The following is a 14,683-nucleotide window of genomic DNA, read 5'->3' on the forward strand; positions in this document are numbered from 1 at the left end:
GGCCTCGGGTCGGTGGGGGGGGGTCAGGTACAGGCGGCCGTGTCTCAGTGAACGACCCACCGGCACAGTGCGTGAGGAAAACCGAACGCTGCGTGCATCGCTGAGAACCGGAAACTTTCGGAGCGGTCGGTTCTCCGGGGCCGAAGGGTGTGGCTACGTTGATCCCATGGAGGACAACCAGAGCCTCAAGCGACGCATGGCGGAGGCAGGCTTCACCCAGGCCGAGTTGGCCGAAGCGGTGAACGCCGATCTGCGGGCGGCGGGCTACGAGGGCTCCGTCAGCGACCGGACGGTCCGCAACTGGCTCACCGGAAAAACCCGGTGGCCGCATCGTCGGCAACGGGCTGCGCTGGAGGCAGTATTCAACTGCCCCGCCGTTGAGCTGGGCTTCGTCCCCCGGAGGGGAGAGCCTTCCTCCTCGGGCATGGCACCACCGGAGGATTCTGTGCTTCGCCGCCACTTCATCAACGTCTCCACCGGCGCGGCGCTAGCGTCTGTAGCGCGGCAGCGCGTGGGAGCCAGCGATGTGCAGCGGTTGCTGTCCAAGTTCGCCGTCCTCATCGCAAACGATCACCGCTACGGCGGCAAACTCACAATCGAGACGCAGGCGTCCGCCTTGGCGGGTGAAGCTCTCTCACTTCAGGCCCGTGGAACCGCGTCCCAGCGCGTCCGGGGAGCCCTCTACGGTTGCGCCGCATCATTCACCTCCAGCGCAATGTGGGCTGCCATTGACGGGCGTCGATTCGACGCCGCACAACGTCACTTCGACCGGGCCTCCAGCCTGGCTGCTATGTCCGGCGACCCCACGATCCAATTCCGCATCTGGTCGCACGCCGGAAGTCTCTATCGCCACTTGGCCCGGCCGGCGGACGCCTTGGCTGCCAACGACGTTGCTCGAAACCTCCCCATCGCCCGCCGCGACTCGATGTTTGCGTCGCTCGGCCACGCGCGTCACGCCGCAATCCACGGGCTCACCGGCGACCCCAGAGCCGTACGTCAAGCTCTGGGCCACGCTCAGGACGCACTCCAGCAGGCAGACCCGAACGAGCAGCGTCCGATGTGGATGAACGCCTTCTACGATCAGGCAGAACTCGAAAGCCTGGCGTTGGCGGCGTACTTGTCACTTGGGAACTACGAGAAGGCCGAAGCCCACGCCCATCGAAGTCTTGCCTTAGTCCGCCCCGAGATGCGGCGCACCCGGGCGATCACCACTACCCGCCTCGCACATGCCCAGCTTGGCCAAGGCGATTTGGAACCTGCTGTTGCCACTGCCATCTCGGTCCCGACCGACCCAATCGGTCAACATCCTCGCGTCTCGGGAATGCTGTCGGATTTCGGCAATGCCCTTCGCATCGCCGCACCAACGAGCCCGTTAACCCGCACATGGACCGAGTACGTCCACACCTCTCAAAGGAACCCGCAGTGACCACAGGAACCATCGAGCTGCGACATGTCACGGACATCAACGCGGTGTGGAACACACTCATCGAGGTGTACGCGGAGGTTCGCGCCGACCAACTGCATCAACCCCACTACTCGGTGGAGCGCTACGGAGAACGACTGGCCAGGCACGGATCCGAACGCGGTTGGGAAGCCGTCATCGGATTCGACGGTGACAGTCCCGTGGGCTACGCCTACGTCAACACGCTTGCGACGGGCGACCGTTGGTGGCAGCGGATGACGCCCCCTCTCAGCGAGGCTTGTACGAGCACACCCACGGTGGCGTTGAAGGAAATCATGCTCCGCGTGCCATGGCGCGGCACCGGAACCTCCCTTCGCATCCATGACGAACTGCTCGCCAACCGTCAGGAGAAGCAGGTGACCCTCCTGGTGAACCCACTGGCCGGAGAGGGCAAGGTTAAGGCGCTGTACGAAGCTTGGGGATACGAGCAGGTCAGCCAGCAGCAACCCACGCCGGACGGACCGGCACTCGCTGCGATGCTGCGCTCCGTATAAGCCGCCGAAGGTGACAATGGAATACATGCCGACCCCAGAACTCGCAACAGAGATCGAGCACTTCTACTCGCAGGTCATCGACGAGGGCTCCCGCCTGAGCGTGTCGGCCGACGGACGGCTCGAACTGCTGCGAACGCGGGAACTCCTGCGGCGTTTCCTCCCGCCGGCGCCCGCCCGCGTGCTGGATGTAGGAGGCGGCACAGGCGTCCATGCCCGGTGGTTGGTCGATGACGGGTATCACGTCGACCTGATCGATCCGGTCGCGCGGCACGTCGAGCAAGCAGCCGAGGTCTGCCCCGCATCGCTGGGGGACGCTCGCGCACTGGCGGCTACGGATGCCAGCTACGACGTGGTGCAGGTGCTGGGGCCGCTCTATCACCTCCCCGACCCCGCCGACCGGCGTCAGGCACTCTCCGAAGCGCGGCGGGTGGTGCGGCCCGGTGGACTCGTGGCTGCCGGGGCGATCAACAGGTACGCCTCGCTCTTCGAGCACACCGCCTTCGCACATCTGCACTCCGAGCGGATGCAGACGGCAATCTCCACGATCCTCCGCACGGCCGTCCACGACGGCAAGCGCGGCTTCACCCTCGCCTACTTCCACCGCGCCGAAGAACTCGCCGATGAATTGCGCGACGCCGGCCTCGTGGACGTGGCGGTGTTCGGGATCGAGGGACCGGCCTGGTCCATCCTCAAGGCGGTGGAGCAGCATGCCGGTCCAGACCCGAGTGGAGATCTCTTCGAGTCCGTTCTGACTGCGGCGCGGCTGGCCGAGCCCTACCCCGAACTGCTCGCGGCCAGCTCCCACTTGCTGGCAGTCGGCAAGGCGCCCGCGTAACCCGGCGAACGCGACTCCGTCGCTGCCGACAAGCCCAAGCCCAAGCCCGCAGAACTTCTGCCCAGACAGTCGGCGCAGCGGAGTCGTCCCACTTCCAGCCGGTTTCAGGACACCGCTCAAGCAAGGCGGAGAAGGACGCTGCCTGGTGGATCGCTGACGACCAGTCCACTGCGGATACGTCGAGTGTGCTCGGCGAAGGTGTATCCGCCGGAACCGGCCTGGCTCTCGACATCCCGACGCCACCCTGATGAGCCGAAGTCAGTAGGCATGCACACGGTGCGGGAGCAGGGGCCGAGTCCCGGTTCCGTCAGCGGCCCCGCCATCGTCGGGTGCGGTCGCGCTCACCCGCTCGCCGCCCTGGCGAAGAAGCCGGGAAGGAAGGCCATGGCCGTGTGAGCACGTGCGCCACCCGCACCGGGGGACGGCACCCCCTGCGTGGTCCTGGGCTACTCGTTCGGGTGATGCGCGGTCTGCCGGGACGATGCCGGATCTGGGTGGGCAGGCTTCACGGAGCCGAATCTGTGAGGGGAACTGGTGGGAATTTCACGTGAGTACAGGAACGGGATCAGTGAGGGGCCGACTCCGGCGGACAGCGCGGGGGTACCTGTTCTGCCGTACCCGAGTGGCTGGTCCGCGCTGGCGTTCTCCGGAGAGCTGCGGCCGGGCGCTGTCCTGACAAGGCCGCTCGCGGGGGAGGACGTGGTGCTGTACCGGTTGCGGACGGGGGCGGTGCGGGCCGTGCGCCCCTACTGTCCGCACCTGGGTGCGCATCTCGGTCTGGGGCGGATGGAGGGGGACGATCTGGTGTGCCCGTTCCATCTGTTCGCGTTCGGTCCCGACGGGTCGTGTGTGCGGACGGGCTACGGCACCCCGCCGCCCAGGTCGGGGCTGGAATCGCTGCCGGTGCGCGAGGCCAACGGTGCCGTGTTCGTGTGGCGGCACCACGACGGACGTGCGCCGGACTGGTCGATTCCCGACTGGCATGTGATCGGCAGGCTGCCCGCCCGCAGTGCGGTGTGGGAGCTGGCGGGGCATGTGCAGGAGGTGATCGAGAACTCGGTGGACGTCGGGCATTTCGCCACGCTTCACGGCTGGAAGCGGGCGGACGTCGGCGGGCCGGTCGCCTATGACGGGGCCGGCTTCCATGTGTCGCTGCGGGCACATGAGTCGGCGCCGTTGCTGGGAGACTTCACGGTCGAGGTGGAGGTGGACGGATACGGGCTGGGGTGTCTGCATGCCGATGTGTACACGCCGCGGGTCGGGCTGCGGATGTGCACGATGGTGATGCCGACCGCGATCGGCCCCAACCGGATGCAGTTCCGGCAGCTCAACCGGCTCGCGTTCAGTGAACCGGGACGGCTGCCGGGGCCACTCGCCCGTGCGGTGAGCCGGACCGCCGCACGGCTGCTGAACCGTACGATCTTCCGTGCAAGCTGCGAGTTCACCGCGGCGGACTTCCCCATCTGGCACCACAAGCGGTACCGGCAGCCACCCCGTCTCGCCCACGGCGACGGACCGATCGGCCCTTTCAGGCACTGGGCACGCCGCTTCTACCCCCCGCCCGGAGCGGCCGACCACAGCAGCCCCCGGATCTGAACCCCGAGCCGGGACGTCGCGCTGACCGTTGCGTTCCGTTCCGTTCAGTGGTCAGGACGGGCCGGTGGCGCCCGGAAGGGGCTGCGGGCCAGGATGAGCGAGGAGGCAGGCACGGGCGATGAGAAGTCCGCCGCGGCGGGGGTCGGGAGCATGTCCGGATCTTGGCGGGTGCCCCGGCCCCGGGGACACGCCGTGAAGGCGTCGGGCCTGGACGGGGGCCTGGCTGCCCTTGCACAGTGAATGGAGCGGGAGGGCGCGGACCGGCCGGTGCCGTGCGGCCACAGATCCGCATACCTCACACACCATGGACCACTGCCAACACCCCAGCCACATAAGCGACTTTCATAAAGATCACCCTGATGAGCCGAAGTCAGTAACGGTGTTCGGGATCGAGGGGCCGGCCCGGTCCATCCTCAAGGCCGTGGAGGAGCTGATGGCGACCGGGGTTCGGCCTCACACAAGACGGCCCGCCCCGGCCCTGACGCGACGTCCCCGCGAGTCACGTCACGAACGCGGAGCCTTCTCCCCATGCACCGCCGTGTACTCCGCTGCGAGCCAAGGGCCCAGGTCCTCGATGAGCATGCCGAGTACCGCTCGGTCGCCGGCAGGCGCGCGGCCGGTGGAGGCGGCGCGGCGCATCTGGGCGGCGCGCTCGGGGTAGTAGCGGCCGAAGAGTTCGGCCGACTCCTCCAGGTCACTGGTCCAGCCGCCCCAACGGGGCATGACCAAGGTGAATCCGGTACGGACGGTGCGGCGGGCGACACGGCGGCCGAGCCTTCTACGATCGGCGTCCGTGGCGGCTTCGGCCAATTCGGTACGCCGGCGCGGCAGCACCCGGGCCAGGTCGCCGTTCGTCTCGCGGGCGAGCAGGGTGGTGGGGCGGTAGCGGGGCAGTTGTTCCGCGAGGTCGTCGCCGAGCAGCGGGGTGCACAAGCAGGCGATGAAGAACCCGGCGTCGTGACGTTCGCGCTCACTGAACAGACCGCGTGCGCTGGTCAGCAGGATTCCGGCGCCGTCGATCTGGGGGAACGCGCGGTCGAGCGCGGCCTCGATCGCCGCCGCGTCGCCGCGGTCAGCTTCGGTGGGCTCCGCGCGGAGGGCGAGTTGAACGTCGAGGTCGGAGACTCCGGGGGTGGCCGTGCCGCGCGGAACGCTCCCGTAGAGGTACGCACTGTGCAGGCGGGAGCTGCCGAACGTCTCGGCGATGCGGGCGCGGGCCACGTCGACGACGGGCACGAATGCCGGCTGGAGCCGGTCCCGGGCGCCCTCGCGTGCGATCGTCCCGTCGGGGTTGAGTCCTCGTCCCGTTCCTGAGGTCATTGACCGTTTTCCAACCTCGTTTCGCGCAAGTCAGATGCGGTGTGATCCAGCACCGCGCAGGTCGAAAGAGGCTCACTGGGTGGGTGCCTCGGTGAGCGAGATGCTGTTCCCGTCAGGATCCAGCACGACGACGTGGCGTACGCCGTTGCTGTAGGTCTCGACCGGTTCGTGGTCGATCCCGTGTGCGGCGAGTCGGGCCAGGATGTCATCGAGGTCGTGCACGCCGAGCGTGATCATGGCTCCGCCTACTCGCTCGGCGCGCACGTCCCGATCGTCAACGACGACCCACGCGTTCTCACCGACCCGCCACACAGTGAAGTTGAGGCCAGGCTCCACCAGTCGACGTGTCCAGCTCTGCCCTCCGCTTCCTCGCCGCCCGGGGGCGACCTCGCCGTCCGGTCCGGCTCCGGAAGGAGCGGGTCCCGGCCTCGGGTCGTCATGAAGCGGGTTGTCGGCACTGAAACCGCCATTCGGAACTACTCACTCAAACGAGTGGTGAAGCTTTGGTGCCGGCGTCCAGGAAGGGAAGCGCTGCCACCCTGAGGTACGAGTCGTTTGCTCGTGGACCGGGTCGCGGTGGGTATGCAAATCGCCCTCCGCACAAGGAAATTCGAGGTCTTCGCATGCCGGAAATATCCATCATCCACAGCAAGGCCCAGCACTACTACAACGTGTTCCATCACGAGCGCGACGGATGGGTCGGCGAAACCGACGTGTACGCATGGGTGGGCCGGACGACCCAGGAATTCAGGCTCACGCCGGGAACCGCCCCGGCCGACGCGCTACAGAAATCCATTCTGGAGTACTGGAAGAGATTGTTCGTCCCGATGGACACGGACGGGGACGGAGTCGTCTCACGCGACGAATTCCTGGCCGGGTTCGTCAGTCTGGAGAACAAGCCGGAGGACTACGCGCGGATCGTCACGCCGTCCGCCAAGGTCTTCGTGGCCACCGCCGACGTCGACGGAGACGGTGAACTGGACAAGTCCGAGTTCAAGCGCCTGTTCCAGTCCTCCTTCGCGCTGAGCGACGAGGACATCGACGTGTCGTTCACCGACATCGACACCGACAGCTCCGGCTCCATCTCAACTGACGAGCTGAGAGCGGCCATTCGCGTGTTCCACAGCAGTGTTGATCCGAACGACCGAGGTCACCGCCTCCTGGGGGCCTTGCGTTCTTGAGCCGGCAGAACCGGGGGATCCACCCGTCCCGCATCGAGCCGTGCTCAGGAACGACACCAGGAGAAGGACCGTGACCACTCATCCGCGGACGACCGAGGCCCCGCTGGTGACAGCGCAGGCCAAGCACATCGTGGCCGAGACCGGCGTCCTGAACAATCCGTACTTCCGAACGCTGGTGGACGGAAGCATGTCGTTGGAGGGTTTCCGTACAAGCCAGGAGCAACTGGGTTTCGCCGTCACCTACTTCGCCCGTCCGATGGCTGCGCTGGTGTCCCGCGTCGAACACCCCGCGGACCGCATCGGCATCCTCGGCAATGTCGTGGAAGAACACGGCGGATTCCGCCCTCAGGAATTCCATCACGAGACCTTCCGCCGATTTCTGGCCAGCATAGGCAGCGACACCGTACGGCTGAACGACCTGAAGACGATGCCTGCCGTCCACGCGTACAACAGCGTTCTCAGTGCGGTGTGTACGTTGGAGGACCCGCAGGTGGGAATTGCCTGTATGGGCGCGATCGAGTACGCGTTCGCCTCGGTATCGACCATCACGGGCAACGCGGCTGTGAACCGCGGTTGGGTCGCTCAAGCCGACCTGACGCACTACGGCCTCCACTCCGAGATCGACGAACAACACGCGGAGGACTTCTTCCTGCTGCTGGAACCCCATTACGGAAACCCGGCCGCACGACACCGAATCGACCAGGGCCTCGGCCTGGGCGCATACGCGCTGAACCGCCTCTACAGCGATCTGTCCGAACTGGCTCGTTCACAGTAAAGAGGAACCGCATGGCGCCCGCGCGGAGCGGGAGGCCGCATCAGGTTCATCACGCCGGTCGGCGCGGGGTGCGGCGCGGACACACCGAGACCCCCGGAGCCGTGAGGGATGGGCTCCGGGGGCCGTTTCTCGGAGGGTGGTCAGGGGTGGTCAGGGGGACGTCCCGCAGGGACAGGTCAGGACAGGCGGCTCACCAACGCCTCGTACTCCTCCCACAGTTCCGGCGGCGTGTGCGTGCCGAACGTGTTCAGGTGGGCCGGGACCAGCGACGCCTCATCCCGCCAGACCTCCTTGTCGACCGTGAGCAGGAAGTCCAGGTCCGCCTCCGAGAGGTCGAGGCCCGCCGTGTCGAGGGCGCCCTTGGCCGGGAGGATGCCGATCGGGGAGTCGACTCCCTCGCCCTTGCCCTCCAGGCGCTCCACGATCCACTTCAGTACGCGCCCGTTCTCGCCGAAGCCGGGCCAGACGAACTTGCCCGCCTCGTTCTTGCGGAACCAGTTGACGTAGTAGATCTTCGGCAGCTTCGACTCGTCGCCCTTGGCCGCGGCCGTGGCGCCGATCTTGACCCAGTGGGCCATGTAGTCGCCCATGTTGTAGCCGCAGAACGGCAGCATCGCGAACGGGTCGCGGCGCAGCTCGCCCACCTTGCCCTCGGCGGCGGCGGTCTTCTCGGAGGCGACGTTCGCACCGAGGAAGACACCGTGCTGCCAGTTGAACGACTCCGTCACCAGCGGTACGGCGGAGGCCCGCCGCCCGCCGAAGAGGATCGCCGAGATCGGGACACCCTTGGGGTCCTCCCACTCGGGCGCGATGATCGGGCACTGGCCGGCGGGCACGGTGAAGCGGGCGTTGGGGTGGGCGGCCGGGGTGCCGGACTGCGGGGTCCAGTCGTTGCCCTTCCAGTCCGTGAGGTGCGCGGGCGGCTCCTCGGTCATGCCCTCCCACCACACGTCGCCGTCGTCGGTGAGCGCGACGTTCGTGAAGACGGAGTTGCCCCACATCGTCTTCATGGCGTTGGCGTTGGTGTGCTCACCGGTGCCGGGCGCGACGCCGAAGAAGCCCGCCTCCGGGTTGATCGCGTACAGCCGCCCGTCCTCGCCGAACCGCATCCACGCGATGTCGTCGCCGATCGTCTCGACGGTCCAGCCCGAGATGGTGGGCTCCAGCATGGCGAGGTTGGTCTTGCCGCAGGCCGAAGGGAAGGCGGCGGCAACGTACTTGGACTCGCCGCGCGGCGGCGTGAGCTTGAGGATCAGCATGTGCTCGGCGAGCCAGCCCTCGTCGCGCGCCATGACGGAGGCGATGCGCAGCGCGTAACACTTCTTGCCCAGCAGCGCGTTGCCGCCGTAGCCGGAGCCGTACGACCAGATCTCGCGGTCCTCGGGGAAGTGCGAGATGTACTTGGTGGTGTTGCACGGCCACGGTACGTCGGCCTCGCCGGCGGCGAGCGGTGCGCCGAGGGTGTGGACGGCCTTGACGAAGAAGCCGTCGTCGCCGAGTTCGTCCAGGACGGGCTGTCCCATGCGCGTCATCGTGCGCATGGAGACCGCGACATACGCGGAGTCGGTGATCTCGACGCCGATCGCGGAGAGCGGTGAGCCGACCGGGCCCATGCAGAACGGGACGACGTACATGGTCCGGCCGCGCATCGAGCCGCGGAAGACGCCCTGCTCGCCGGTGAAGATGTCCCGCATCTCGGCCGGGGCCTTCCACTTGTTCGTGGGGCCCGCGTCCTCCTCCTTCTCGGAGCAGATGAAGGTGCGGTCCTCGACGCGCGCCACGTCGGTGGGGTCGGACGCCGCGTAGTACGAGTTGGGGCGTTTGACCGGGTCGAGCTTCGTGAACGTGCCCTTCGCCACAAGCTCCTCGCACAGGCGCTCGTACTCGGCCTCCGAGCCGTCGCACCAGACCACCCGGTCCGGCTGGGTCAGAGCCACGATCTCGTCGACCCAGGTCACCAGCTCCTGGTGGCCGGTCGGGGCGGCCTGGCCGGTCGGGGCGGTCTGGCCGGTCGGGGCGATGGGAGCCGCGGGATCCGGATTGAGGGGGTCGCCGCTGGAAAGCTCTGCGTCGCGCGCCACGGTTACTCCTTGATGAGGGTTTTGTAGGTGTATGCCCCGTGGGGGCTGCGACCCGGACGCTTCGTTACCGCTCATCCGGTGCCGTCCGCACTCATTTGATCATCCGACTCCCGCGCCCATCTGTCCAGAGGGCCGCCCACGTGAGCATCACCACTCCGCCCTCCGCCCGGCCCCTGCCCCGGCACCTATCCGGAACCTACGGTCCCGTAGGTAGCATGAGCCCATGACTTCTCCCGCGTCCGACTCGCTCGCGAACCCCCGACCACCCGAAGGGGGACCGACCGGGATCCGGCTGCCGACGCCGGCCAAGCCGATGATGCGCGGCTGGCTGCACATGGGGATGTTCCCGGCCGTCCTGATCGCGGGAATCGTGCTGATCGCCATGGCCGAATCCACCCGGGCGCGGGTGGCCTGCGCGATCTTCGTCGCCACGGCCTGTCTGCTGTTCGGCGTCAGCGGCGTCTACCACCGGGGCAATTGGGGCCCACGGGGCGAAGCCGTACTGCGCCGGCTCGACCACGCCAATATCTTCCTGATCATCGCGGGCACCTACACCCCGCTGACCATGCTGCTGCTGCCGGACTCGACCGGCCGGACACTGCTGTGGGCGGTGTGGGTCGCGGCGGCGGCGGGCATCGCGTTCCGGGTCTTCTGGGTCGGCGCACCGCGCTGGCTCTACACGCCCTGCTACATCGCGATGGGCTGGGCGGCGGTCTTCTTCCTGCCGGACTTCATGCGTACGGGCGGGATCGTCGTCCTCGTCCTGATCATCGTCGGCGGACTGCTCTACAGCGCGGGCGGCGTGATCTACGGGCTCAAGCGCCCCAACCCGTCACCGCGTTGGTTCGGCTTCCACGAGGTCTTCCACTCACTGACGCTCGCCGCGTTCGTCGTGCACTACGTCGGGATCTCGCTGGTGGCCTACCAGCACTCCTGACCGACAACGGGGCGTGCGATGACGGACATACGGGCGCGGCGCGCGGAACTGGTGCGGCGGAGGCTGGGCGAGGCGGGCTGGACGGCGGGCGCGGGCGCCGAGGGCCCCATGGAACGTACCGGCGCGAACGGAGCCGCATGGGCCTGCGCCCTCGAAACCGCCGAGGACGCGGACAGCACTCCGGAAATCCTCCGGCTGAGGATACGGAAAGCGGACGACAGCTTCATCGCCGACCTGATGCTCGACGTCAGGGGAAGCTCCGACCCGGCAGGTGTGTTCGACGGCCCGGTCGACCGCCTCGGCGAACTGCTGGAGACCATCGCCGCGCTGCCGCCCACCGTGACCGAACACACCGTCGCCGACAAGGTGTTGATGCCCCTTCTCGTATGTACGGCGGTCTTCAGCCGAAGTTTCGGTGTACCCGTCCACCTCGCCGGCGCGTTGAAGGAGCGGCTGCCGCGCCCGGCGTCCGGTCCACTGCCGCAAGCTGTCGCCGCCGCGCTCGCCGCGCCCCGCGACCCCGGTCGCTGGCTGGACGTCGCCTTCGCCGCCCTTGACGTGCACTTCCCGCACCTGACACTTTCCGCGCTGGACCGCGCGCTGGCCGCCGGAGCGGATCCGGCGGTCCCGGAGCTGTGGCGTGGCTGGCTGCTGCGGAGCACGGACCCGGGCGAGGCTCTTGCCGCCCTGGACCGGGCCGCGGCGGCCGGCGGCGTCACCGGCCCCGCCCGCTGCCTACAGGCGGCCTTCCACCAGGTCGGCGGCGATGCCGAGCGGGAGTTGGCGGCGTGGGAGCGGGCCACCCGGGGGGCCCCGGACGACGCGTACGCATGGGGCATGTGGGGGCTGACGCTCGTTGAGCGGGGACGACCCGCCGGGGACGTGCTCCGCGTCTTCACCGACGGCGTCACCGCCAATCCGCACGACGCGACCTTGCGCTACTACCTGGGCTACGGGCGCATGCTGGCCGGCGACGGCGACGGGGCGTTCGACTCGTTGGAGGAGGCGATCCGGCTGCGGCCCGCGCTCACCGGGGAGATCGTCGCCGACCCCGACCTGGCCGAGCTGCGGGACCACGAGCGCTTCGCGCGCCTGACATCCGTACGCGCCGATCACAATGGCCAGGACGCCGGGACGACGGACATCCTGCGGCGACTCGCGGCCACCTTGGCGTCCGCTCTCGGGGCCGACAAGACGCAGGACGGGCGACCTGCCCACCTCATCGCGACCATCGGCGACGGGGCCGCCCGCGTCGACATCTCCCGTACGTCGGCGGAAGGCCAGAAGCGCGATCTTGACGTGAACATCGAGGAAGTCCGCACGCTCCTGAACGAACTGCAACGGCGGGGCCTGCCCTATCCGTATACGGTCATCGAACTGACCGTCCACACCGAGGGCTGGTTCGAAGCGCTCATGGCCCCGGCCAGTCGTGGAAGCCACGGCCGCGACCGCCTCGTTCACGTTCTCGGCCGGCCCGATGAACGGTTCGACAGTCCGGGAGACCTACCAGGGCCTCCCGAGGACCCGGCCGAGGCCGGTGATCCCGCCGAGGCCGTAAGCCAGTTGCGCGAATACGTCCGGCTGCGCGCCACCATCCTCGATGACGACGAGACGCTGCCCGACCCCGACCCCGACCGCGCGGACACCTTCGCCGCGCTCGCCGAGGACCACGACGTCGTACTGCCCGCGGATCTGCGCGCGCTGTACGACGTCTCCGACGGGGAGGGCGACCTCGGCGGGCTGCTGGACGACTACGAGTGGCTCACCGCCGACGAACTGGACGTCGACGCCACCGAGCGCGAGTGGACCGTGGACGTCCATGAGAACACCTGGCTCGACGGAGCGGTCTCCGACAGCGGGCCGCCGGGAGCCGTGCGCCGCTCGCACGACCGCCCGGGGTGGATTCCCTTCGCGTACGGCGGCGGCCTCGACTACCTGGCGGTCGACATGGACCCGGCGGAGAACGGCAGGCCGGGTCAGGTCATCCGCATCGGCATGCGGCGTCCGCGACCCGAGTACGTCGCCGACTCCGTCACCGCGCTGCTGCGCCGGCACGTCGACGCGCTGCGGCAGGGCCGCTACTTCGAGGACGGCTACCTTGAGATCGACCTGGGGGACATGACCGATCTGCGGCGGAACGCGGCGGACGATCCCGACCGTACGTACCGCACACACGGCACGGTGGACGGCGCCGGCATCTGCGCGACCACCAGGACCCTCGAAGTGACGGCCGGCGCCGACGTCGACCTCACGGCGGTCCGCGGCGCCCCGCTCCTGTGCCGGGCCGAACTGCGCTGCGAGTCCGCCGACCTGGAACCCCTGAACACCGTCCCCATCGGGGAGTTGAAGCTGGATCTCCTCGCGGTCGACCTCTCTCCGCTCGCGGGCAACGGCACGCTGCGGACCCTGACGGTGACGGCGCCGCACGGCGTCGACCTCGAACCGCTGTGCTCCGCCGAGCGGTTGGCCGGCCTCGACCTGTCCCGGGCGGCGGCGCGGGACGTGACCGTACTCGGCCGTATGCGCGGGCTGCGGCATCTGTCGCTGCGGTACGAGCAGTGGCTGGAGCTGTGGGCAAGCGACGGCACCCCGCCTCGACTGGCGGTGGCGATCCTGGACGGTGAGCACTCACCGACCACGAAGGCCGACTGGCTGAACCAACTCGCCCCTGCCACGGCCCATCAGTACATCGGCACGTTCTCCGTCGCCTGAACCGCCGGACCGGTTCTAGTGATCTGGTTCGGAGATGCGTGAGCAGTAGCGGCAGATCCGGTCAAGGATCTGATCGGCGGTCTTGGTCCACTTGAATGGCCGGGCTTCGTCGTTCCAGACCTTGATCCAGTTCTCCAGTGCGGCCTTGAGGTCGTCGAGGGAGCAGAACACACCGCGTTCGAGGCAGCGTCGTTCCAGCTCGGCGAACCACCGCTCGACCTGGTTGATCCATGACGAGTAGGTGGGGGTGAAGTGCAGGTGGAAGCGGGGGTGCGCGAGCAGCCACTTGTGCACCACCGGTGCTTTGTGGGCGGAGAGGTTGTCGCAGATCACGTGGACCGCCAGGCCAGGTTCCGTCTGGCGGTCGATCTCGTCGAGGAAGTCGCGGAAGTCCACGGCACGGTGCTGCGCGGACAGTTTCGTGATCACCTTGCCCGTCGCGGTGTTCAACGCGGCGAACAGATCGACGGTGCCGTGCCGGACGTAGTCGAAACTCCGCCGCTCGGGGACCCCGGGCACCATCGGCAGCACCGGCGCGGTCCGTTCAAGGGCCTGGATCTGCGGCTTCTCGTCCACCGCGAAGACAGCCGCGTTGGCCGGCGGGGCGAGACAGAGGCCGACGACGTCACGGACCTTGTCGATCAGGAACGGATCCGGGGAAATCTTGAAGGTCTCGGTCCGCCACGGCTGCAGACCGAAAGCGTGCCAGATCCGCAGCACACTCGCGGGGGAGATCCCCACGGCCCTGGCCAGTTCCCGCTTCGACCAGTGCGTCCCGCCTTCGGGTGTCTGCTCCAGGGTGCGGACCACCACCTCTTCGACCTGGGCATCGGTGATGCTCCGCGGCACCCCGGGCCGAGGCTCATCAGCGAGCCCGTCGAGCCGGTCCCGCAGGAACCGGGTCCGCCATTTGGCGACCGTGCCCCGGTTCACCCCCAGCCGGGCCGCGACCGCCAGGTTCGGCCCGCCCTCCGCGCACGCCAGCACGATCCGCGCCCGCAGGGCCAGACCCTGCGCGGTCGTCCGGCGCTTGACCCACATACTCAACACCTGCCGCTCGGCCTCACTCAGGACCAACGGCTCCAGCCTGCTGTCACCCACAACCGACAGCAGACCGAAGCCCACCGGCACCCGTCAGCCGAACCCGCGAATTGGTGCGCAAAGCGACTCACGTGGTGCCCAACGAACTCACAACCAGATCACTAGGCCCTGTCCGGCGGATCTTCGGGGGTCCGGGACGCCTGGCACGGCACCTCCCTGCGTTGTCGGAGTCATCCAAGTACGTCCAGT

12 protein-coding genes are annotated in these 14,683 nt (G+C 68.3%); 8 read left to right on the forward strand and 4 right to left on the reverse strand.

Annotated features, from left to right (window positions below; all coding sequences use genetic code 11):
• Positions 1 to 166: 166 nt before the first annotated feature.
• From OG329_RS13665 to OG329_RS13680, 4 genes are all read left to right on the forward strand, one after another.
• Positions 167 to 1,426, forward strand: a complete 1,260-nt coding sequence (locus OG329_RS13665) for a helix-turn-helix transcriptional regulator (RefSeq protein ID WP_405795260.1) — start codon at positions 167 to 169, stop codon at positions 1,424 to 1,426.
• The gene (locus OG329_RS13670; RefSeq protein WP_405795262.1) at positions 1,423 to 1,956 is read left to right on the forward strand and encodes a GNAT family N-acetyltransferase; all 534 of its coding nucleotides are present in this window, start codon (positions 1,423 to 1,425) and stop codon (positions 1,954 to 1,956) included. The genes OG329_RS13665 and OG329_RS13670 overlap by 4 nt, the downstream gene beginning before the upstream one ends.
• A 25-nt stretch (positions 1,957 to 1,981) precedes the next feature.
• A complete protein-coding gene (locus OG329_RS13675; protein WP_405795263.1) occupies positions 1,982 to 2,791 on the forward strand; it encodes a class I SAM-dependent methyltransferase in 810 nt (269 codons plus the stop codon).
• A gap of 534 nt (positions 2,792 to 3,325) precedes the next feature.
• Positions 3,326 to 4,387, forward strand: coding sequence for a Rieske 2Fe-2S domain-containing protein (locus OG329_RS13680; RefSeq protein ID WP_405795265.1), 1,062 nt, complete (start codon positions 3,326 to 3,328; stop codon positions 4,385 to 4,387).
• 504 nt (positions 4,388 to 4,891) lie between these two features.
• On the opposite strand, the gene OG329_RS13685 is transcribed toward OG329_RS13680, so the two are convergent.
• Together OG329_RS13685 and OG329_RS13690 are read right to left on the reverse strand one after the other, a co-directional pair.
• A complete protein-coding gene (locus tag OG329_RS13685; RefSeq protein ID WP_405795266.1) occupies positions 4,892 to 5,707 on the reverse strand; it encodes a nucleotidyltransferase in 816 nt (271 codons plus the stop codon).
• Positions 5,708 to 5,779: 72 nt separating this feature from the next.
• On the reverse strand, positions 5,780 to 5,971 hold the full coding sequence (locus OG329_RS13690) for a VOC family protein (protein ID WP_405795267.1): 192 nt from the start codon (positions 5,969 to 5,971) through the stop codon (positions 5,780 to 5,782).
• 359 nt (positions 5,972 to 6,330) lie between these two features.
• Here OG329_RS13690 and OG329_RS13695 point away from each other — a divergent pair, with 359 nt between their 5' ends.
• Positions 6,331 to 6,888, forward strand: coding sequence for an EF-hand domain-containing protein (locus tag OG329_RS13695; RefSeq protein WP_405795268.1), 558 nt, complete (start codon positions 6,331 to 6,333; stop codon positions 6,886 to 6,888).
• Between the two features lie 40 nt (positions 6,889 to 6,928).
• Positions 6,929 to 7,663, forward strand: coding sequence for a TenA family transcriptional regulator (locus OG329_RS13700; protein ID WP_405795270.1), 735 nt, complete (start codon positions 6,929 to 6,931; stop codon positions 7,661 to 7,663).
• Positions 7,664 to 7,839: 176 nt separating this feature from the next.
• Here the strand turns inward: OG329_RS13700 and OG329_RS13705 are convergent, their stop codons facing one another.
• Entirely contained in the window at positions 7,840 to 9,684 is a 1,845-nt protein-coding gene (locus OG329_RS13705) for a phosphoenolpyruvate carboxykinase (GTP) (protein WP_405801812.1), read from the reverse strand.
• A 283-nt stretch (positions 9,685 to 9,967) separates the two neighbouring features.
• Between OG329_RS13705 and OG329_RS13710 the strand changes: the two genes are divergently transcribed.
• The gene (locus tag OG329_RS13710) at positions 9,968 to 10,681 is read left to right on the forward strand and encodes a hemolysin III family protein (RefSeq protein WP_405795271.1); all 714 of its coding nucleotides are present in this window, start codon (positions 9,968 to 9,970) and stop codon (positions 10,679 to 10,681) included.
• Between the two features lie 18 nt (positions 10,682 to 10,699).
• Positions 10,700 to 13,393, forward strand: coding sequence for an SMI1/KNR4 family protein (locus tag OG329_RS13715; protein WP_405795272.1), 2,694 nt, complete (start codon positions 10,700 to 10,702; stop codon positions 13,391 to 13,393).
• A 15-nt stretch (positions 13,394 to 13,408) separates the two neighbouring features.
• Here the strand turns inward: OG329_RS13715 and OG329_RS13720 are convergent, their stop codons facing one another.
• Positions 13,409 to 14,434, reverse strand: a complete 1,026-nt coding sequence (locus tag OG329_RS13720) for an IS630 family transposase (protein ID WP_405801813.1) — start codon at positions 14,432 to 14,434, stop codon at positions 13,409 to 13,411.
• Between the last annotated feature and the right edge of the window lie 249 nt (positions 14,435 to 14,683).

This window comes from Streptomyces sp. NBC_01506 (genome assembly GCF_045040295.1).
GTDB lineage: Bacteria > Actinomycetota > Actinomycetes > Streptomycetales > Streptomycetaceae > Streptomyces.

Coding starts and splice junctions, on each gene's coding strand:
- OG329_RS13715 (WP_405795272.1), top strand. CDS start 10,700: ATGACGGACATACGGGCGCGGCGCGCGGAACTGGTGCGGCGGAGGCTG.
- OG329_RS13665 (WP_405795260.1), top strand. CDS start 167: ATGGAGGACAACCAGAGCCTCAAGCGACGCATGGCGGAGGCAGGCTTC.
- OG329_RS13720 (WP_405801813.1), bottom strand. CDS start 14,434: ATGTGGGTCAAGCGCCGGACGACCGCGCAGGGTCTGGCCCTGCGGGCG.
- OG329_RS13675 (WP_405795263.1), top strand. CDS start 1,982: ATGCCGACCCCAGAACTCGCAACAGAGATCGAGCACTTCTACTCGCAG.
- OG329_RS13695 (WP_405795268.1), top strand. CDS start 6,331: ATGCCGGAAATATCCATCATCCACAGCAAGGCCCAGCACTACTACAAC.
- OG329_RS13710 (WP_405795271.1), top strand. CDS start 9,968: ATGACTTCTCCCGCGTCCGACTCGCTCGCGAACCCCCGACCACCCGAA.
- OG329_RS13685 (WP_405795266.1), bottom strand. CDS start 5,707: ATGACCTCAGGAACGGGACGAGGACTCAACCCCGACGGGACGATCGCA.